Here is an 18,784-nt window from a genome sequence, read left to right as displayed (position 1 = left end):
CACTTTCTAAATTCCTAGATTTTCTTGTTTTTGCTCAACTTCTTCTTGCATCGTTTCTTGATTCTCATAGATCGCTTGCAGATCTTCTTGTGTTGTCTGCCCTGTGTTTATTAATGGTGCTTGTATTTGACTAAGTTTCCCTTGTAGCTTGATTGAAGACTCCAAAAGCTCTATATCAAGCGATTGTGTAGCTAGGTTGATCATGCATTTACTTGTGTGCAGGCTTTGATTAGGTGTTTTTATAGTGACTTGTGCGTCGATTTGTGCGTGTTCTAGCTGCCCATCTAGCGAGATAGTAGAATCCGCTCTAGCATTTTCAAACCCAACCCCCCAAGCATCTTGTGCATTATTTCGCGTATCAAATGCTTCTAAACCATAAGTTTCAAGATCATCAAGCAAGATGACAAAGTTTTGCCCTTTGATAGTGATTGTGCCTTTGTGGAAAGCGAGATTATAGACACTTGTTACCATAAGTGTAGAGTCTAAAATTGCAGGAGCTTTTGCTAGCTGTAAGATACGCATAAGTGAGAGATTTTCGCCATTGAATGTTAGGGTATTTTTTTTTCAAAGTAAGTGCGCTTACTCCGCCAAAAGATGAGCTAGTGGCACTAAAGGCGATTTCATTATCTACGCTAATTTTGCCTTGTAGTTCTAGCTTGCCATTTATATCAATGCCAAATGCACTGCCAAGTGCGGTGAGATTAGTGATGTGCAAATTATACGCTAGAGTTTTGTCAATAATCCGCGTTTGCACAGAAGCAATAGGTGTTTGGAGCGAAGAGTAAATTGCTGTTTGTAGTGTCTCATTATCACTGGCGCCAAGCAGGGAGAAGGTCTCTTGACTTAGGGTGAGTGTACCAGCTAGCTCTTGGCGTGACTTATCGCGCTTGTAATAGAGATTGTTAATACGCATAGCAAACCCACCAAAATAAAACTCATCGCTTTGAGCGCGTAGTTGTAGAGTACTAGATTCTGCTTGAGCAAAGATGGAGATCGCGCCTTGTGTGCCAATATCTATGCCAAAAAACTGCTCCAATTGCTTCACAGGTACAGCACGCAGCTCGATGGCATAATCCTGTATGCACAATAGCTTCATACGAGCAAATAGCTTAAATGTGTTTGATTGTGCTTTGAGATCTTTGGGTATTGGGAGAGATTGTATGGTGTAGTTTATTGCGCTACCTTGAAGCGAGAGATAGCCAAGTGATGGAGAGCTATCAAAATTACCATTAGAATCTAGTGTATGGACTCTAGCGGTCATATTAATGCTACCACTTATGGAATACTCGCCTTCTAGTGCAATGGCAATCGTTTTGTTGATTGTAAAATCTGTGCGCACAGAGCCTAATGCAATGGTAAGATTTTGTAGCTGCACTTGAAATGGTAGGAAGTGGTTGAGTGTGCTTTGGGCAAAGGGGAGTAAGATCGTGTTGCCAATTTTGGTAAAAAGCAGTCCTCCAAGAGTTAGAGTGCTACATAAAGCAAACACTCCCACCCAAGTAAGCGCGCGATACATACTACTCCTGTTTAGTAATATCTGGTGTGGGCAGGGTTCTTTTAAAACTAGCGATGACAATCAGTGCTAGTGTAATGGCGATAAACCCATACATCTCCCACGGCACAGGGATAGGATCGCCACCAGCATAAGAGTGCTTACCCGCTAGATAATAATTCACGCCAAAATATGTCATTAGCACGCTATAAAATGCCACCACACTGCTTGCAGCAAACAAAAATGACATATTAGCAAATCTCATAAATCGCAAGTGCAAGACAATTGCATAGATCCCAATAGTGATAAGTGCCCAAGTCTCTTTAGGGTCCCAGCCCCAGTATCGTCCCCAAGACTCATTTGCCCAAATCGCGCCTAGAAAGTTCCCAATTGTTAGCATAAAAATCCCAAGCATCATTGTCATTTCATTAATTGCATTAATGGAAATAATGGCTTTATCGATATTTGGCTTGTGTGCCTTGCGCAAGACAAAAAGCACAAGCGTAAAAACTCCAAGCACAAAGCAAAGTCCCAAGAATCCATAACTTGCTGTAATGACAGAGACATGGATATTAAGCCAATAAGATTGTAAAACAGGGACTAAATCTTGGATCTGCGGATCCATATAGCCTAGATGGGCGACAAGCAAGCACGCCCCAGAGAAAAAGCTTGTCGCACAAAGGGCTAGCATAAAACGTGGGAAAAACACCACTCCAGCGATCCCAGAAGCCCACGCGATATAAATCATAGATTCATACGCATTGCTCCATGGAGAGTGTCCAGAGACATACCAGCGCACGATAAGTCCAAGCGTGTGCGCAACAACACATAGTGTAATGAGCGCGAAAAATGCCTGATAGATTCTCTTAGGCACAGCGCAGTCTTTATAGATATAAACAAGCACAATGATAAGTCCCATTAGTCCCAAGAGTACATAAGGCAGTGCGAGCATCTCAAAGATGTTGTAGTGGTTTAGTGTGATTTCCCACTCTATGCGACTAGGATTGACATAATCTTGCCCACCATTTTGCTCTTGGTAAGATTCTAGGCTTTTTAATGCGGAGATTCCAAGCTCCCACGAGTTTGTGGTAACGCCAAGAATCATACCCATAAAAAGCGCATTCATCATAGAATCCATTGCGTGCATCATTTCTTCATACTGCTGCTTTGGAATTTGCCCTTGTAGATAGAGATAAGTCAACTCTGTTACAGAAAACCACCGCTTTGTTTTAGGGTCTGGGAAAATTCGCAAGAATATGAGATTTTGCACACTTTTTAAAATTTCATAACTCTCTGTTACTTTGCGCACATCTTTGTCAAATTCATTCCATTGACTCTCTCCTTTGTGTTGAGCATCGGCGAAGTAATTATGCAGTTTAGATTCTCCTGTTTGCTTATCATATATATCCATAAACGACACATAGGCTTCATTTTTTGGTGCTTCTAAGATTGTGCGTAGTTTTGGAGTTTTGGTACGGATAAGTTTCGCGCTTGCAAAGTCATTTGGGAATATCATAGCACCCATTATCGTTTGAATATTGCTAAGTCCTTCAAAGCCGTTTTTTCTAGAAATTTTGTGCATAATGTGCATAGCCATCGTGTCAAGAGGTTGGATCCTACCGGCATAGTCTTGGATTTGAATTCTGCTAAGGCGGGAGGCAAACTCTCTAGCATTATCACGCAAAAGTACCAGCCGCTCTTGTCTATGTGCTGGATCAATGGTATCTGGGAGCTTGCGTAAATCTTCCCACGCACGCATAAAGGCTTGTGTTTGCTCTTTAAGCAGGGATCTCTCAGCAAGAAATTGCGCGAGATTATCAGGCAACTCGGTATCTTGCTCTTTTGTCTTGCTAGAATCTTGTATATTTGGATGGGGCAAACTCGTCTCTACAAGTGGGGCTCCATTGTTGCCGTGAGTTTTTATATTTGGATCTTGGGCGTGGAGATTTGGGCTGCAAAATACTCCTAGAGCAAGCATAAGAGAAAGTACGCTTTTTTGCGCGAGATTCTGGCTAGATACAAAGCGCGCTAGTTGCATAAAACGACCATTTTTGTCAAATAGTAGCCATAATGCCCCGATAATTAGCATCGTGTAGCCTATATAGGTGGGCATTTTACCCGGATCGTGATTGACAGAAAGCACGCTTGTGTAGTTGCTTTCCTCTTCATTGAAGTAGTAATCACTTTGATAGAATCGATAGCCACCAAAATCTAGGACATTATTCATAAAAATCCTAAAAGGTTTAATGATAGCACCCTGTGCATCTAGCACTTCTACTTCTGAAGCATAAGAAGATGGATTGTCCGTACCGGCATAAGTCTTTTTCTCAAATTCTAGCAGTCGCAGGGCAAATGGCAACTCCACGCGTCTAGATCCCCAGTGGAAGCTCATTTTCATACCACCGATTTCTTCGCGCGCTGCTGTTTGCTCGTTGGAGAATCCATTGCCTCCGGTAAGTGTGATAGACTTTGTCTCGCCGTTGTAAGAGACAAGTAGCTGCAAGAGCATTGGGGCATTTTTTACATTGGTATTAGGAAGTAAGGCTATTTCTTTAGAGATAATCTCTACAGGCTTGTCAAAAATCATTGCCTTAGCATTAATGCTAGAGGAAGAAAATAAACCTTTAAACACGCTAATATTTGCTGGAATGTAGGCGTAGTCTTTCTGCCAGGTATCATCAAGCGCAGCGATATTGATGTAGTTATCATTAGAGTAGTAGAAATTTGTACTTTTGCCCTCTTGTATCCACATCATTCCCTCTGTGCCAAAATATCTTGTAATCCCAGCCCCAATAATAATGACGACAAATGAGCTATGTAAAAGCATAGATGCGTATTTCTTGCGTTTGTAGGCGCAAGAGTGGATAAAGCTAACCACTAAGGCAATGGCAAGATAAATATGCAGTAGCATAAACCACCATGAGCCATAAACGATCGCATACGCCGCGCTCGATCCATAATCATTCTCTATAAATGTGGCAATTGCGCACGAAACTGCGTAGAAAAATATCATAGGCAAAATAACTGTAAAGGAGTAAAAAGCCTTAGTCATTGTCGCAAGGAGTTTGGGGATCGCAGTGGGACTAGAGTGGATAGAATCTTTCATTGCATTCCTTTAATAGCAAAAGTGTTAGAGTGCTTGCAAGTGCTCTTGTAACATTGTGGCAATTTGTCTCTCATCGCCATTTGCTTTCTGCCACGAGCCTTGTGCAATAAAATCTAGCAGTGCGCTAAATTGTTTTGGTGGGAGATAGCTTGGATAGGTGAGAATCGTCTTACCATCTTTTGTGGCAAAGACAAGAGTTGGCGTGGGTCCTATGCGGTAGATTTCAGCGAGCTTGCGCGTGGGGATTGAGTGCTCTTGTAGCATTGCACCCTCGCCTATGCGGAATGTATGGAGCTTGCTGTAGCTCGTGTTGATATAATAGGCACTAAAATCTTTTAGCTTTTCGCGTAGATTTAGTTGGGCTTTGATGTCGCTTTTTAGATTTTCGCAGTAGGTGCAACCATTTGCCCCAAAGACTAGGAGCATATACTTGCCCTTTGTTTCAATTACACCAGTATCTAAAAAAACATCTTCCAAGCCTGCGTAAGTTTTTTTGTCCAGATCATTTGCTTGTAGGGTAGTATTTTCACTATCCTTACAGCCACAAAGCATGCCACACAAAGCGATGGTGCAGACTATGTGGAATGTGAGTGATCGTATAGGGAGCATAGGTGTCCTTTATGATGGAGTGGAGCTAGAACATAAAGCTTTTTCTTGTAGCAGTGCGTAGATCATCTTAGCAAAGGGCAGGCTATCGTTCATGCAAGGGCATAGGAGATACTCTTTCACACCCACTCGCTCTGCTAGATCTTTATACTCAATGCCTAGCTCATAGATGGTCTCAGCATTGTCTATAGTAAAAGCTATGGGGTAGATGATTAGGTTTTGTCCGCTAGCATTTGCGATAGTGTCGCTTGTGAAAGGCTCAAGCCAGCGCATAGGACCGACTTTTGACTGGTAAGCTAGTACGATATTAGCAAACTCTATATCTCTTTGCGCAAATATCTCGCGTAAGATTTCTACACCCTTTTGACATTGCTTAGGATAGGGATCTCCTTGATCGACTATTTTTTGGGGGAGAGAATGAGCAGAGAGAATGAGCGTGAAGTCTTGTGGCTTGCGTGTTCCAAGTGTAGTGGTGATGGTATCAGCAATTAGCTCATAAAATGGCACATAATCGTGAAAGTTCTCAATGACACTAATTCTGGGATTATAGGAGAGAGCTCGCAGGTTGGTGTGTATATCAAGGAGAGAGGATTGAGTCGTAGTAGTAGAAAACTGCGGATACATACTAAAAAGCACAATATCATCAATCCCAGAATCACGCAAAGAACGCAAAACATCAAGGGCTAGGGGCGGTGTATAGCGCATAACATAGGTGGCAACAAGGCTAGAATCTAGCTTTTCAAGCTGTTTGCACAGGGCAAAGGTGTATGCTGGTAGGGGAGAGCAGCCACCGATTTTCTGGTAGTTTTGCTTGACAGATTCTAGGCGTTTAGCGATGATGATCGAGCCTACCATTTTGCGTATAAAGCGGCTTTTGATACGCAAAATAAGCGGATCGCTAAAAATACTTTGCAAAAAGCTCTCTACCCCAGCGATATTTGTAGGACCACCCATATTGAGCAAAATAACAGCGCGTTTGTGTGGGGTGGCTTGAGTCATCTAGAGTGGTCCTTGTCGTTATTCTTAATAAAGGGATTGAAATAATAATATGCTAAAATTAATACAAGCATATTTATGGAGCAGGAGTGTTGTATGGAAGTCGATATGGTCGCAAAGGCATTTAATGATATGGTGTTTTTCCACGCTTTTTTTATGGCATTTTTTCCCATTCCCTTTCTTATCAATCTCTATACACTTTTTACTTACAAGACTTATCAAAAGGTGATTATCAAGCTATGGTTTGTTATGCCTATCATTTTTCTACTTGTGGCGATAGGGAGTTTTAGTGGGGTATTTATCTTAGCAAGTAGGCAATGGTATATGACTTGGCAGATTGAGCTAATGATCGTGCTTATGGTGCTGATTTTTGCTACGGAGATAGTGCGCCTAAAAAGGCTTAAACTAGCTAGAACTGATGAAGGGCTAATGCGCAAGTATATTGCATTTTGCAAGTGGGTTTATAGCATAGAGTTATGCTTGGTGTTGCTTTTTAGCCTGCGGATCATTGTGTAATGCAATTTGTCTTCCACGCTGAAGCTGGGGCACAATCTCTTGTGCTTGAGGGCGAGAGCTTTACGCATATCTTTAGCGCACGCCGAAGCAAGGCTACGCATAATCTCACTCTAAGAAATTTGCGCGATGATAGACTTTATACCTACAAGGTAGAGTCTATTAGCAAGCGATGTGCTGGGCTTAGGTTAGAATCTAGCCAGATCGCGCCAAATGCGCCACACAAGCGCACGCATATCATCTGGGCGATTACACAGAGTAAGACGATAGAAAAGTCTCTGCCTAGTCTAAATGAGCTAGGGCTTAGTAGGCTTAGTCTCTTCTGGGCGGACTTTTCTCAAAGGGGGCAGAGTATTGATGAAGAGCGAGTGAGAAGGATTCTCATTGGCTCGTGTGAGCAGTGCGGGCGTAGCGATCTATGCGAAGTGGAGATTCTAGCAGATACGCAGAGTGCGCTAGAGAAGTATCCTAGGGCGTTGGTGCTAGATTTTGGTGGTAAAGTGCTTTGCGATGTGGCTAGCGGTGCGCCAGAATCTAGCATTAGGCTAGATTCTGGGGTGCTAATTGGTGCTGAAGGGGGCTTTAGCCAAAGGGAGCGAGAGCTTTTTGCTGGGCGTGAGATCGTGGCATTTGACACAGGCTTGATTTTGCGCTCGCAAACTGCTGTGCTCACCCTGCTGGCAAAGGCTCTGTAGGCTGGTGGCTAGGCTTTAATTGCTCAATGACTATTGCAAAGCTTATGGGAGCAAAAAGGCGTATTCATAGACTTTTACTTCTATCTTTTTGGCTAAGTTTTTTAGGGCGTAGTTGAGTGCGCTTAATCTTTCTTTATAGGCTTCATCTTGGGCTTTTTGGGGGAGGTTCATTTTGCCTTTATCATTAAAGCCTTGAAAGTGGGCTTTGATGTCATAGAGTGCGGCGTTTGCGTTATAGTCTTTAGAATCTCGTGTTTGTTTGTGGTAGTGCTTGAAAAGCTCTTTTCCTGCTTGTAGCACTTCTTTTGCTTCATCGCTAAACTCTAGTGGTTTTGTGGGGATAAAGGTAGATTCTAGCTCATCGTTAAAAAGACTTTTACTATCAGTGCTTTTAGAATCTTGCTTGATTTTGCCCTGCAAAAAGTCTTGCATAAAATGAGATTCAAAGGCTTCTTGTGCGTCTATATCTTTTTCGCTAAATGGGATAAAGTGATTTACACCCTCTTTGCAAGTGATTCTATTTTGTCCGTGAAATAGCATAAAGGCAAGGCAGTCGTTTTGAAACTCTGTATCCTTCTCCCATTTTTTATTTGGGGCTAGAAACTGGTCTCTATCATTTATCCAAGTGGCTTTGATACAATGACGGACAGAGAAATAGACAGCTCCCACGATAAGATTATTTTTAAAGAGTTTGAAAAAATTAAAATGCTCAATTCCTTTCTTTTGTGAAATATAGAGTTGGCTATTGTGTTGAAAATCTGGAGAGGGATTACACATATATGACATTTCTGTAACCGCCTTATCATCATATTGCTTAATCCACTTGTTGATACTCTCTCTATTATCTAGCGTTGTATAGAATCTCTTTTTCCCTAAACTCGCACCATTTTCATTAAAAATATCTAGGGTTATGCTGCTTTTCATTAAATCCCTTTTAGCATAGCACTTAAGATTTGTGCTAACTCATCTTTGCTTATCTCATCACTTGCTACGCTTACAATTACATCTTCTAGCTTTTGGTAGAAGTCCTTTGGTGTCGCTTTGTGATTTAGCATTATAAACGCATCGCCTATCAGCAATGCGGTGCGTTTATTACCATCTGCAAAGGGGTGGAACTTCACACAAGCAAACATTAAATGCGTAAGTTTGTCTATAAAGCTTGGGTAATAATCATCATTTTGGATTTGTGTTAAAGCAGAATCCAAAAGGGCGATTTGCTTAGGGTTTACTCCTTTTAATCCGCCTATATCGCCTAGCATATCATCGTGGATTTTTTGCACTTCTTGTAAGCTTAAATATCTCATTTATCTTTTAGTCTTTCAAATACTGAGCGAATCTCTGGGTCTTGTAGTTTGGCTTGTAACTGCTCTCTTACACTTTCAAAATCGCTTTTAGATTCTGGCTCTTTGATAATCTCTAAATCACTTTTTAAGCCTTTTAGGCTTTCAATCACTTGCAAAAGTTTAGAATCTACATTTTCTAGTATTAAAGTCATTTTCTTACTCCTTAATGTATTTTTTGGATTCTAGCAAAAATATTTGTGCTTTAGCTTATTACTATTCTTTTTGGCTTAAATCCCACACTAAAAAGCCTATGGGGAAGTTTCCCTTGACATTATCAAAGGTGTAAGCTGGAGCGATAAAGCCTTTTAAAAACTTTGCTTGAAAAGTCTCTCTAAATTTTATGAAGTTACTAGAATTGACATATTTAAGCTTTGAAAAAGCAGCTAGGTGGCAGTGTGGAATCTCATTGTAGATTCTTATAAAAAATTGTGCGAAAAGCTCATTGCTCGCCTTCCCCATAGAATCTTTGTAGCGTTCATAAGTGGCATTGCCTAAGGCTACGCCATCTTTATTTTTGCCTGTGCCTGCTGGTGTCGTGCCCGAAGTGGCTTCCGCATAGGGTGGATTGATAAAGATAATGAGTTTTTTGCGTTTTTCATCATTTTTTAGAATCTCTTGCAGGGATTTTGGCAGTTTAGATTCTACGCAATGAGGGCATTTAGAATCTAGTCCATTTTTAGTATGTTTATCACAAGGCTTGTCAAAAAACTCATCATTTAAAAAGTCAAATTGAAAAATATGCTTTGGCAGTAGGTGCAGGGCGTTTTCACTTGAAAGCTCTTGCATAATCTCTACATCAGCTTTATCTAAGGTAGAAGCATAGAGTCTGTGGGATTCTGTAAGGTTGGCAAGCAGATTGCCTGTCCCTGCGGCACAATCCCAAATATAATACTCGCTTTGATAGTTTTCACCTAAGGCTTTTTCTAGGTAGCTTTGGGCTTTGCCTACCCAAATTTGCGGAGTGAAAAACGCCCCCTTTCGCTCCCTGATGTCGCTAGGCACTAGCAAGTCTCTCCGCTCTATGATATGGCTCCAATACTCTTCTTTGGGCGGTCTCTCATAGAGATTCCAAAAGGCTGTGTGGGCTTTTTGATTATCACTAAAGCCAAATTCTGTGAAATTAAAGCTTGTGCTATTTGCGCGTTTTTCAAGCTTAACTTTATAAAAGTCGCTTTGTAGCAAGACTCTAAGAGAGTCTAAAATCGCCTTTGTGTTGTTGTTTTCACTAAGCAAATCAGCTAGGTAGAAATCACTGCTTAGGATATCGGGCTTTTCTGCCTCAAAGTCTATGCTAATGCTAGGGGCTACGCTTGTAAGCCACTTTTGATAAATGGTGGTGAAGTTGTTTTTGGTTATGGGGATTTTGGCGATGTTTTCGTTATTTAGCGTGAAGTTTGCTTGTATGAAAGATTGTAATTCTTTGGTATCGCTTTTGAAGTTAAATTGCAATTTTTTAGATTCTAAAAGCTCTTTTGCTAGGGCGTGGAGTGTCTTAAACTCTTTTGTGTCGTGCTTACTTGGCGTTACATTCCAATTAAAGTCATTTTGTGTGAAGATAGAATCTAGCTCGTGGTAGGGGATAAAGGCGATTTTCTCACAATCAAAAGCTCCTAAGAAAATGGGCGGGAGATTGTTTTCATAAGTTTTTTCCTTGCCTATGGTTAGGATTAGCTGGATAAAAGATTCTATAATATCTGCCTTATTGCCCTTTTTGGCTTCTGCCCACAAAAAGTTTATAGGCTGGAAAAGTGTCTTTGCGTTATAGCTTATGCAAAAATCAATTTTGCCTAGAATCTGCGTAGAATCTAGGCTTTTCAAAAGGGACCTTTGCTCTTTGTCTAGCTTTAAATTTTCACTCTGTGGATTTGGGCTGAAAAAATCAGCTGCCACTTTGTTTTTAAGCTCTTCTTCGGGGAGATTCAGGGGATACATTGGGATCCTTTGGTGTGGGTCGGCTCTTTGGGGCTAGAGTTGGGGGGCTAAAGTGCAAGAGTCTAAATCGCTAGCGATTAGCTCTAAAGGGTGCATAAACTCCGTTTTTACTTGTGCTTGGGCTAGGGAGTTGGTAAGCTGCATTCTACACGCGCTACACTCTGCGCTAACAATTTGAGCTTGCGTGCTAGCTATCATCTGTGCCTTTGGTGCGCCAGCTTGTAGTGTTAGCTTGTAGCGATCACTTTGCATACTCACCCCGCCAAAGCCACAGCATCTATCTGGCTCGCTCATCTCTATAATGCGGTGCGATTTTGCTAGCAAGGCTCTAGGCTCGCGGTGGATTTTTAGCACCTTTTTGGCGTGGCAAGGGTCGTGGTAGGTGATGGTGGCTGCGCCACTAGAATCTATTTTAGCCGATGTACCTTGCGCACTTTTAGATTCTAGTAGGGTGGCAAGAGTGGTGTGGTGATAGAGCCACTGGCTTGCCATAGCCATTTTGCTTGTAAGCTTATGTAGGCGCGTGATCAGCGTGCTGGCTTGCTCATCGCGCTTTAGGGCGTTCTCCCAATCGTGCATAAGCATAGCCGCGCAAGTTGCCTCTGGGATTAAGATCGCATCAACTTCATCGATAAAGCTCTCAAAATACTCGATATTGCGCTTAATGAGCTCTAGCACGCTTGCGATATCCCCAGTGAAAAATGCTGGTGCACCGCAGCATTCTTGGCTAGGCACAAGCGCGTCAATGCCTAACCTATCTAGGATTTTTAGCAAGCTTGTGCCAACATTTTGGTAATTATAGTTCGCCAAGCAGCCGATAAAAATTGCTACTTTATTATGCGCTAGATTCTGGGATTTGGGTGTGGTGGCTGGGATAAGCCCGAAGTGGGTATTAAGGAAGCTTTTTTTGGCAAAGGGGAAGACTACGCGCTTGCTAAAAGGCAGGGTATTTCCCTGAGAATTTTGCTTAAAAACACACGGCGAGACAAAGGCTACCACGCGAAAGACCATATCCATAAGCTTGCGATGTTTAAGCAAGAAAAAATACACTCTTTTATACCAAGCAATTCCATATTGCTTGGCTATATCTATGCGGATTTGCTCAATGGCTACATCGACACTAAGATTTGATGGGCAAGCTTGCACACAAGTAGTGCACAAGAAACAGGACTCAAAATACTCCTTTGTAAGCTTATCAAGCGTAAGCTCACCTCTAGCATATGCTCCCACTAGATCCAAATACCCTCTAGGTGAAGTTACTTCTTCTCTATGGATTTGATAAATCGTGCAAGTAGGGATACATTTCCCGCATTTTACACACGCTTGGGCGATTGAGCTAAAATCTATCATATTGTCTTGCTAAAGGCGCGCTTTTGAGATTTAGCCAAGTAGGTGTCAAATACCATAGTGATATTGCGGATAAGCATTGCTCCTGTGGGCGTGGTGTAAAGACCCTTTTCATTATGGATCAAAATACCTAGCTCAAGGTATTCTTGTAGGCTTGCAAGCTCTTTGTCAAAATGCTTAGCAAAGTCAATTCCCCACTGCTGTTTAAAGGGTGCAAATTCTATGCGTAGATTATTCATAAGTTCCATAATGACACTTTTGCGCAGTATGTCTTCTTGACTTAGGTTAATACCTCTCTCAAGTGGTAGCCTACCTTCATCAATGGCTTTTTCATATGCGGCTAGGTCTTTGGTGTTTTGCGCGTAATAATCATAGCCTTCACCGATAGAAGTCAGCCCTATGCCAATAGTTTGTGAAAATCCGCGTGTTGTGTAACCTTGGAAATTTCGGCGTAAAGAGTGAGACTCTAGCGCGAGATAGAGCTCATCGCTTTTTTTGGCAAAGTGATCCATACCAATCATCGCATAGTCCTTTTGTATAAGAAAATCAATGGTAGATTTTAGGATCTCAAGCTTAGTTTTTGGACTTGGTAGCGCGCTTTCATCGATTTTGCGCATAGTCTTTTTCATCCACGGGATATGGGCGTAGTTGAAGATCGCTAGGCGGTCTGGATTTAGAGTTACTACCTTTTCTAATGTCTGCATAAAACTCTCCACGCTTTGATAAGGCAAGCCATAGATGAGATCAAAGTTGATAGAGTTAATATTGGCATTTCTAGCGATAGTTACAGCCCTTTGTACAAGCTCCACACTTTGGAATCTATGCACTGCTTCTTGCACTCTTTCATCAAAGTCTTGCACGCCAAAGCTTAGGCGGTTAAACCCACCTGCGCGCAGGGCTTGCATCTGCTCGTCTGTAAAATACCTAGGATCAATCTCGCAACTCACCTCAGCATTGGTTGCAAAATTTGGAAATGTCTCGCGCACAAGCTCTATCACACGCGCTAATTGTTTCTCATCAAAAAAGCTTGGTGTCCCTCCGCCAAAGTGCAACTGCACCACTTCGCGCTTGGTATCTAGCAGGCTTGATAAAATCGCTAGCTCCTTTTGTAGATATCCTATATAGCGATCTTTCTTGTCTTCTTTGCTTGTATAGATAACATTGCAACCACAAAAGTAGCAAGCACTGCGACAAAATGGCAAATGCACATAGAGTGAGAGCGGGGTAGAATCCTGCTTGGCTTTCTCATCATTTCTTATAAAGGCTTGTTTTAGATCTTCATAGCTGAAGTCTTGTGTGAATTCTACGGCTGTTGGGTAGCTAGTGTAGCGCGGTGCTTGTGTGGAGTAGCGCGCTAAAAATGCAAAGTCTATGGAAGTACTAGAATCTACTTTCATCGCATACCCTTTGAGAGAAATCGCTCTGATAGCGAGAGAAAGAGATTGGGATATTGTTTTTTAATCGTTTTGACAAGGGATTTAGTATTGATTTTGGGCAAAGAGCCATCGGGCAGGCGTTTAGACTCTATGTTTTCAAGTGCTACTGCCATCACATCATCAAAATCTATGGGGATATTTTGACTAATATCGCGCGAGAGTTCTAGGTAGAGCTTCTCTTCGTGGGCAGTGCGGATAATACCGATAATATGCTTTAAAATGTTTTGTGGAATTACGACATACTCTTGCCCATCATCATCTTCGATAAGCCACGCCTCTTGCGGATTAAACTCGCCTTTTTCTAAACTAAGCAACATTTGCGTGTCAGAGATTTTACTTGCTTTAGCAAGATTATTGGAATGGAAAATTTGCGCTGTATTTAGTTGTTTTGAGCTAGTAACCATAGCATAATTCCTTGCTGGATATAGAGTCGATTATGTGCTTCTAGCCACACTTGGCTCTGCGTACTCTCGATGACTTCATTGCTTACCTCATAGCCGCGATACGCTGGCAGGCAGTGTAAGAATATTGCCCTAGAATCCGCGTGGCGCATAAGTGTGCTATCGACACAGAATCCTGCAAACTCTTGGAGTTTGCGTTGCTTTTGCTCTTCTTGCCCCATTGATACCCAAGTGTCAGTGATGATGATATGCGCGCCCATTGTCGCTTGGATTGGATCATTTGTGCAAGTGATTGTAGCTTGTGAGTGCTTGGCAAGCTCTTTTGCACAAGCTAGCACGCTGGCTTGTGCTTCATAGCCCTTAGGTGTAGCAAGCCTAAAATCTAGCCCCAAAATCGCCGCGCAATTAAGCCACGAGTGTGCCATATTGTTCCCATCGCCGATATAGGCGACTATGGGAGAATCTACACGAGATGGGAGCTTTGGGGTGTTTGGATTCTCGTTTGTGAAATTGGCATAGTAGTGTGAAAAATCATCAAGGTAGAATCCACACTCAATCATTGTGAGCACATCTGCTAGCACTTGGGTTGGGTGGTAGGAGTCTGTGAGCCCATTTATTACGGGGATGGTGCTAAAGCGCGCAAGCTCTTCTAAAGTCTCTTGGTAGAATGTGCGCACCATCACCATATCTACCATACCACTAAGCACTCTTGCTGTATCGCTAATTGGCTCTCCACGCCCGATTTGCGTATCTTTGCCCATAAGCACAATCGCCCTACCGCCTAGCTGGTTGATACCTGCCTCAAAGCTCACGCGCGTGCGCGTGGAGGGCTTCTCAAAAATTAAGGCGACATTTTTATCGCGTAAGCTAGCCTTTTGTAAATGTGCTGGCACAAAGTCCTTAAAGTTGGATTTCGCTCTTTTATGCACGAAAGCTAGCGCGATAATTTCATAAAGCTCTGCTTTAGTAAAGTCCTTGAGCGTGAGAAAATGTCGCATATAGATCCCTTGAAGCTTTAGCCAAATTGATGTGTGAAGGCTCAAATATACTTAATAATCACTAAAATACTGCTTAGTTTGCTATCAATGCCTTAATATCTAGTTGCCTGTAACTTGCACATAAGTGTTAGGAATTTGTTTATAATATAAGCACAAATAATACATTAGGTGGATCAATGATTAGTGTATGTGGTGGTGGAGCGTGGGGAAGTGCGCTTGCTTTTGCTTTGGCGCATAAGCAAGAAGTGCAGATTTTTTCACGCCGTAAGTTAGATGTTGCTTGGGACACGCCTTTTGCGATTCGGCAAGTTGACTTAGAAGAAGCTTGCACACAAAATCTTGTGGTGATTGCCATTAGCGTGGCATATTTGCGCGACTTTCTTGCCACAATTCCACGAAATCCAAATGCGCGCTATCTCTTTGCTTCAAAAGGCATAGAAGAAGAGAGTGGGGCATTTGTGCATGAGATTGCTGGGGAGTTTTTGGATTCTAGTAAGATTTGCGCACTAAGTGGTCCAAGCTTTGCTAAAGAAGTGCGCCAATGCCTACCTTGCGCTATAGCTATCCACGCGCGAGATCCACTTATCGCCCAAAGTTTTAGCACACTTTTTCCAGCATTTATGAAAACTTATGTGGGAGATGATTTAGTAGGTGCAGAGATCGCAGGGGCGTATAAAAATGTCATAGCTATTGCTGGGGGGATAAGCGATGGCTTAATGCTTGGCAACAATGCTAAAGCCGCTTTGCTTGCGCGCGGGCTTGTGGAGATGGAGCGATTTGGGCAGGTTTTTGGAGCAAAGACAGAGACATTTTTGGGGTTATCTGGCTCTGGGGATTTGTTTTTGACAGCTGGCTCAACACTCTCGCGTAATTATCGCGTGGGGCTAGGACTTGCACGGGGTAGGGCATTGCAAAGCGTGCTAGAAGAGATAGGTGAAGTGGCTGAAGGAGTGCGCACGGCGCGTGCTATTCACACGATCGCTATGCGTAAAAATATCTACACGCCCATTGTCAATGAAGTGGTGCAGATTTTAGATGGCAAGGCTTGTAAGGAGGGGATACTAGCTCTTATGGCGCAAAGAGACTAGTAATTTAGCTTTGCTACAAAGAAACAGGTGCCTACTGAAAGCTAGCCTAGAATCTACTCGCCACTTCTAGGTAGAATGCCCTGCCCGGTGCACGATAGTAAGAGTAGTATTTGTAATCTAGTAAATTTGTGAGATTAGCACTTAGCTCAAGATACTTCATTCTATATCCTAATCGCATATCAAGCAAATAGTAGGCATCATTGCTAGAATACACGCCCCATACTTTCTGGCTTATATTAGCTAAATCCTTATACCGCTTGCTTGCCATCTCACACGATAAAGAGCCAAGGACTTTGCTATCATCGTAGTAGAGTTGCACATAGCCTGAATGCTCTGGGACCCCGGGCAAGCGATTACCTGCTGTTATTACTTGACTATTTGATACTAGATCTTGGGTGAGCTTGGCATTATAAAATGTATAGCTTGCAAACAATCCGCCATAGCCAAAAAGCTTTTGCCTATATGATAGCTCTATGCCATTTATGCGCGCTCTTTGGGCATTTTCTAAATTTTTGCCTATGGTTGTTATGGCATTAGTGAAAAAGCTATCAAAATAGTAGAGCTTGAGTTGTGCATTAAAGTTAGATTTTAGAAAGATGGCTTGCTCCAGTCCTATATCATAGCTATATAGTTCTTCTGGCTTTAGGTTGGGATTGCCAGAAGTTTGGGCGCCATCATTGCGTACATAGTCGCGGAATTTTTGGCTAAAGGTTGGCGCGCGAAATGAGCTACCCCCTGAAGCTTTGATAATAGTTGTCGCATAATTATTGGAAAATGGCGTAAAATTTAGCGAAAACTTTGGTGAGAACTGATTATGCGTGGCATTTGGTGCATTGGGTTTGGTAGTGTCTGTATAGTTAAAGCCCTGCCATAAGTCCCATCGCCCACTAAGCCCCGTGCTAAGATATTTGCCAAACTGCCCTTGATAGTGCAAAAACACGCCCAGGAAATTATGCGCTCCTGTGATTGTTTTAGCAAGCGCGGTAGTAGAGGAAAAGTTGCGCCAATCACTAAGATTATAGGCATTTTGCTTGTAGTTACTTAGCCGATTTTGCGTGCCAAAGAGTAGGCTGTGGTGCTTAGAAAAGTACAGTGCGAAGTAGCTTTCAAAGTTTGTGGTATTATAGTGGTGGTCTTGCTTACTCCCTGCTCCTCCAAAGGGAGAAGCCCCGCTACTAGGACCTGCCCAAATGTCATTGCCATAGATGTGGTTTAGGCTCGTGTGCCAAAGATTATTGCGGAAGTAGTGTTTATAGCTTAGGGCAGAGATCACTTGGTTATAACGCTCATTGCCCATACCGCCCACATACGCATAAGGTGCGCTACCATTAGCATTAGAGTTTGTAAAGCCACTTGTCTTATTGCCCCACGCCACGCTACCAGAATGATCCCGTAAGAAGCTTTGCTGGCGGTGATGGATATAGTTGTAGCTGGAGTACTGCACCCACGCATCTAGCACGCCACTTGTCCCAATGTCTGCTTGCGCTTTGATTCTAGCATCGTGTGTGTTATATCGCTGGTGTCCCATATCACCTACGATTAGGATCGGCGTGCCATCAGTTTTGTGCGATGGCATAGCTCCGCTTAAGTTATCTATGCCATTGTCGCTTGTATTAACCCACGCGTTATCTGCGCTATAGCCACTAGAGAAGCTTCCGCCATAGGTAGCTTTAATCCGCAGAACTTTGTTAAAAAAGCTATCCCCCACGCTTAGATACCAATTTGTTAGATTCTCTGGTGCTCCATTTGTACTAAATGGATTTCCATAGCCTAGGCTTCCATATACTGCTAGAGAATCTGGCATAGCGGTGATGAAGTTGATTACACCACTAAGTGCTCCGGAACCATACAGAGCCGAGCTAGCTCCACGCGTAATTTCCACACGCTCCAAATCGTGAGCGCGCATAGCAGTGAGCATTTTGGTGTTGTTATTAATATCATTTAACACCACACCATCAACCATAAGTAGTGCGCCATTGTTAATACCTCGAATCATCGCTCCATCAAAGGTTTCTAGCCCTCTGCCCTTAGGTTGAAGCACTCCCTCATAGCCTTGTAGGGTGTCAGTGAAGCGATAGTTTGGGCGGATTGTAATATCGTGCTTGTTGATTATGGTGGTATTACCCGGAGCTTGCTCTATGGTAGTTGGGAGCTTTGTGGTAATAGTGGTAACTGCTTGAAGTAGTTTTTGCTCTTGTGGAGATGTGGTGTGTAAGACTTGTGCGTCAAGATCACTTGCTAGCAGGATACAAGAGAGTACGCACACAGGCTTTATCATTCTCTCGCCTTTAACTAATAGATTTTACACTGATATGATTATATAAATTTTATTCTTACCTCAGTATTAATTTTAGTATATAAGTAATATTTATATAGTCAAGTAAAGAAAAATCTATTTGGATTCTAGAGTCAATTAGTTATAACTTTTTGATGCGTAGTAGGATTTCTCTGCAGACAATATTGTTGGAAAATGCGCATTTAAACGATGGTTGGATACTAAAATCACTTGGCTCTAGTGTGAAGTTTGTTCCTACACCTGCTACTTCTGCACGGAAGCGATTGCGCACAAAACCTATGCGACACTGCGGGGATTCTAGTGCGTGAGCTTGGATAAGTGCGCGCACTTCAGCCTCTGTGGGTATAGTGGCTAGCAGGCTGTGGCGCGCATACACGATAGATAGCTGCTCTTGCATAGAAGCTAGTGTGTGGGCTAGCTTGGTATAGCAAGCTTTCTTGCCAAAATCTAGCTGCTTGATAAATGCGGCACTTAGCACACCAATCACTGCGATCACAAACACTAGCTCAATCATACTAAACGCCCTTAAGCGCAT

General features: G+C 42.5%; 18 protein-coding genes. 3 read left to right on the top strand and 15 right to left on the bottom strand.

The genetic code is table 11. The annotated features are described in order from the left end of the window. Positions 1 to 6 precede the first annotated feature (6 nt). Genes IKB69_RS06280 through hemH form a run of 5 tightly spaced genes read right to left on the bottom strand, consistent with a single transcriptional unit; the run spans position 7 to position 6,203 of the window. Positions 7 to 522, bottom strand: a complete 516-nt coding sequence (locus tag IKB69_RS06280; RefSeq protein WP_290947482.1) for a hypothetical protein — start codon at positions 520 to 522, stop codon at positions 7 to 9. After that, positions 452 to 1,516, bottom strand: coding sequence for a hypothetical protein (locus tag IKB69_RS06275; protein ID WP_290947479.1), 1,065 nt, complete (start codon positions 1,514 to 1,516; stop codon positions 452 to 454). Before IKB69_RS06275 ends, IKB69_RS06280 begins: the two co-directional genes overlap by 71 nt. Position 1,517: 1 nt before the next feature. Next, positions 1,518 to 4,598 (bottom strand): cytochrome c biogenesis protein CcsA, encoded by a 3,081-nt coding sequence (gene ccsA / locus IKB69_RS06270; RefSeq protein WP_290947475.1) that lies wholly within the window; start codon positions 4,596 to 4,598, stop codon positions 1,518 to 1,520. 24 nt (positions 4,599 to 4,622) lie between these two features. Then, positions 4,623 to 5,207, bottom strand: a complete 585-nt coding sequence (locus IKB69_RS06265) for a thioredoxin fold domain-containing protein (RefSeq protein WP_290947472.1) — start codon at positions 5,205 to 5,207, stop codon at positions 4,623 to 4,625. A 9-nt stretch (positions 5,208 to 5,216) separates the two neighbouring features. Next, a complete protein-coding gene (hemH, locus tag IKB69_RS06260) occupies positions 5,217 to 6,203 on the bottom strand; it encodes a ferrochelatase (protein WP_290947469.1) in 987 nt (328 codons plus the stop codon). A gap of 93 nt (positions 6,204 to 6,296) precedes the next feature. On the opposite strand from hemH, the gene IKB69_RS06255 reads away from it, so the two are divergent. Beyond that, positions 6,297 to 6,716, top strand: a complete 420-nt coding sequence (locus IKB69_RS06255) for a hypothetical protein (RefSeq protein WP_290947466.1) — start codon at positions 6,297 to 6,299, stop codon at positions 6,714 to 6,716. Then, complete coding sequence (locus tag IKB69_RS06250; protein ID WP_290947463.1) at positions 6,716 to 7,408, top strand: 16S rRNA (uracil(1498)-N(3))-methyltransferase; 693 nt, start codon at positions 6,716 to 6,718, stop codon at positions 7,406 to 7,408. The genes IKB69_RS06255 and IKB69_RS06250 overlap by 1 nt, the downstream gene beginning before the upstream one ends. 42 nt (positions 7,409 to 7,450) lie before the next feature. Here the strand turns inward: IKB69_RS06250 and IKB69_RS06245 are convergent, their stop codons facing one another. The 8 genes from IKB69_RS06245 to argF form a co-directional block, all read right to left on the bottom strand. Then, complete coding sequence (locus tag IKB69_RS06245; RefSeq protein WP_290947459.1) at positions 7,451 to 8,332, bottom strand: hypothetical protein; 882 nt, start codon at positions 8,330 to 8,332, stop codon at positions 7,451 to 7,453. After that, entirely contained in the window at positions 8,332 to 8,712 is a 381-nt protein-coding gene (locus tag IKB69_RS06240) for a type II toxin-antitoxin system death-on-curing family toxin (RefSeq protein WP_290947456.1), read from the bottom strand. The genes IKB69_RS06245 and IKB69_RS06240 overlap by 1 nt, the downstream gene beginning before the upstream one ends. Continuing rightward, a complete protein-coding gene (locus IKB69_RS06235) occupies positions 8,709 to 8,903 on the bottom strand; it encodes a hypothetical protein (RefSeq protein ID WP_290947453.1) in 195 nt (64 codons plus the stop codon). Before IKB69_RS06235 ends, IKB69_RS06240 begins: the two co-directional genes overlap by 4 nt. 61 nt (positions 8,904 to 8,964) lie before the next feature. Next, positions 8,965 to 10,683 carry a hypothetical protein gene (locus IKB69_RS06230; RefSeq protein ID WP_290947450.1) on the bottom strand — a complete coding sequence of 573 codons (1,719 nt, stop codon included), beginning with the start codon at positions 10,681 to 10,683 and terminating at the stop codon, positions 8,965 to 8,967. Between the two features lie 33 nt (positions 10,684 to 10,716). Then, the gene (locus IKB69_RS06225; RefSeq protein WP_290947447.1) at positions 10,717 to 12,033 is read right to left on the bottom strand and encodes a (Fe-S)-binding protein; all 1,317 of its coding nucleotides are present in this window, start codon (positions 12,031 to 12,033) and stop codon (positions 10,717 to 10,719) included. Further along, entirely contained in the window at positions 12,030 to 13,427 is a 1,398-nt protein-coding gene (gene hemN, locus IKB69_RS06220; RefSeq protein WP_290947444.1) for an oxygen-independent coproporphyrinogen III oxidase, read from the bottom strand. Before hemN ends, IKB69_RS06225 begins: the two co-directional genes overlap by 4 nt. Further along, positions 13,424 to 13,870, bottom strand: a complete 447-nt coding sequence (locus IKB69_RS06215; RefSeq protein WP_290947441.1) for a DUF2603 domain-containing protein — start codon at positions 13,868 to 13,870, stop codon at positions 13,424 to 13,426. The genes hemN and IKB69_RS06215 overlap by 4 nt, the downstream gene beginning before the upstream one ends. After that, entirely contained in the window at positions 13,846 to 14,865 is a 1,020-nt protein-coding gene (gene argF, locus IKB69_RS06210; protein ID WP_290947438.1) for an ornithine carbamoyltransferase, read from the bottom strand. Before argF ends, IKB69_RS06215 begins: the two co-directional genes overlap by 25 nt. A gap of 176 nt (positions 14,866 to 15,041) precedes the next feature. Here argF and IKB69_RS06205 point away from each other — a divergent pair, with 176 nt between their 5' ends. After that, on the top strand, positions 15,042 to 15,953 hold the full coding sequence (locus tag IKB69_RS06205; RefSeq protein ID WP_290947435.1) for an NAD(P)H-dependent glycerol-3-phosphate dehydrogenase: 912 nt from the start codon (positions 15,042 to 15,044) through the stop codon (positions 15,951 to 15,953). A 46-nt stretch (positions 15,954 to 15,999) separates the two neighbouring features. Here the strand turns inward: IKB69_RS06205 and IKB69_RS06200 are convergent, their stop codons facing one another. Next, positions 16,000 to 18,231: a TonB-dependent receptor gene (locus IKB69_RS06200; RefSeq protein ID WP_290947432.1), complete on the bottom strand. Its 2,232-nt coding sequence runs from the start codon at positions 18,229 to 18,231 to the stop codon at positions 16,000 to 16,002. Between the two features lie 139 nt (positions 18,232 to 18,370). Then, on the bottom strand, positions 18,371 to 18,784 hold the full coding sequence (locus tag IKB69_RS06195) for a type II secretion system protein (protein ID WP_290947429.1): 414 nt from the start codon (positions 18,782 to 18,784) through the stop codon (positions 18,371 to 18,373).

The sequence above is a fragment of the Helicobacter sp. genome, assembly GCF_017502485.1.
GTDB lineage: Bacteria > Campylobacterota > Campylobacteria > Campylobacterales > Helicobacteraceae > Helicobacter_B.
This window is presented reverse-complemented; position numbering and strand designations above follow the sequence as displayed.

Bases quoted from the DNA above. Each gene is read 5' to 3' on its own strand.
- IKB69_RS06280 (WP_290947482.1), bottom strand. From the start codon at position 522: ATGCGTATCTTACAGCTAGCAAAAGCTCCTGCAATTTTAGACTCTACA.
- IKB69_RS06275 (WP_290947479.1), bottom strand. From the start codon at position 1,516: ATGTATCGCGCGCTTACTTGGGTGGGAGTGTTTGCTTTATGTAGCACT.
- ccsA (WP_290947475.1), bottom strand. From the start codon at position 4,598: ATGAAAGATTCTATCCACTCTAGTCCCACTGCGATCCCCAAACTCCTT.
- IKB69_RS06265 (WP_290947472.1), bottom strand. From the start codon at position 5,207: ATGCTCCCTATACGATCACTCACATTCCACATAGTCTGCACCATCGCT.
- hemH (WP_290947469.1), bottom strand. From the start codon at position 6,203: ATGACTCAAGCCACCCCACACAAACGCGCTGTTATTTTGCTCAATATG.
- IKB69_RS06255 (WP_290947466.1), top strand. From the start codon at position 6,297: ATGGAAGTCGATATGGTCGCAAAGGCATTTAATGATATGGTGTTTTTC.
- IKB69_RS06250 (WP_290947463.1), top strand. From the start codon at position 6,716: ATGCAATTTGTCTTCCACGCTGAAGCTGGGGCACAATCTCTTGTGCTT.
- IKB69_RS06245 (WP_290947459.1), bottom strand. From the start codon at position 8,332: ATGAAAAGCAGCATAACCCTAGATATTTTTAATGAAAATGGTGCGAGT.
- IKB69_RS06240 (WP_290947456.1), bottom strand. From the start codon at position 8,712: ATGAGATATTTAAGCTTACAAGAAGTGCAAAAAATCCACGATGATATG.
- IKB69_RS06235 (WP_290947453.1), bottom strand. From the start codon at position 8,903: ATGACTTTAATACTAGAAAATGTAGATTCTAAACTTTTGCAAGTGATT.
- IKB69_RS06230 (WP_290947450.1), bottom strand. From the start codon at position 10,683: ATGTATCCCCTGAATCTCCCCGAAGAAGAGCTTAAAAACAAAGTGGCA.
- IKB69_RS06225 (WP_290947447.1), bottom strand. From the start codon at position 12,033: ATGATAGATTTTAGCTCAATCGCCCAAGCGTGTGTAAAATGCGGGAAA.
- hemN (WP_290947444.1), bottom strand. From the start codon at position 13,427: ATGAAAGTAGATTCTAGTACTTCCATAGACTTTGCATTTTTAGCGCGC.
- IKB69_RS06215 (WP_290947441.1), bottom strand. From the start codon at position 13,870: ATGGTTACTAGCTCAAAACAACTAAATACAGCGCAAATTTTCCATTCC.
- argF (WP_290947438.1), bottom strand. From the start codon at position 14,865: ATGCGACATTTTCTCACGCTCAAGGACTTTACTAAAGCAGAGCTTTAT.
- IKB69_RS06205 (WP_290947435.1), top strand. From the start codon at position 15,042: ATGATTAGTGTATGTGGTGGTGGAGCGTGGGGAAGTGCGCTTGCTTTT.
- IKB69_RS06200 (WP_290947432.1), bottom strand. From the start codon at position 18,231: ATGATAAAGCCTGTGTGCGTACTCTCTTGTATCCTGCTAGCAAGTGAT.
- IKB69_RS06195 (WP_290947429.1), bottom strand. From the start codon at position 18,784: ATGCGCTTAAGGGCGTTTAGTATGATTGAGCTAGTGTTTGTGATCGCA.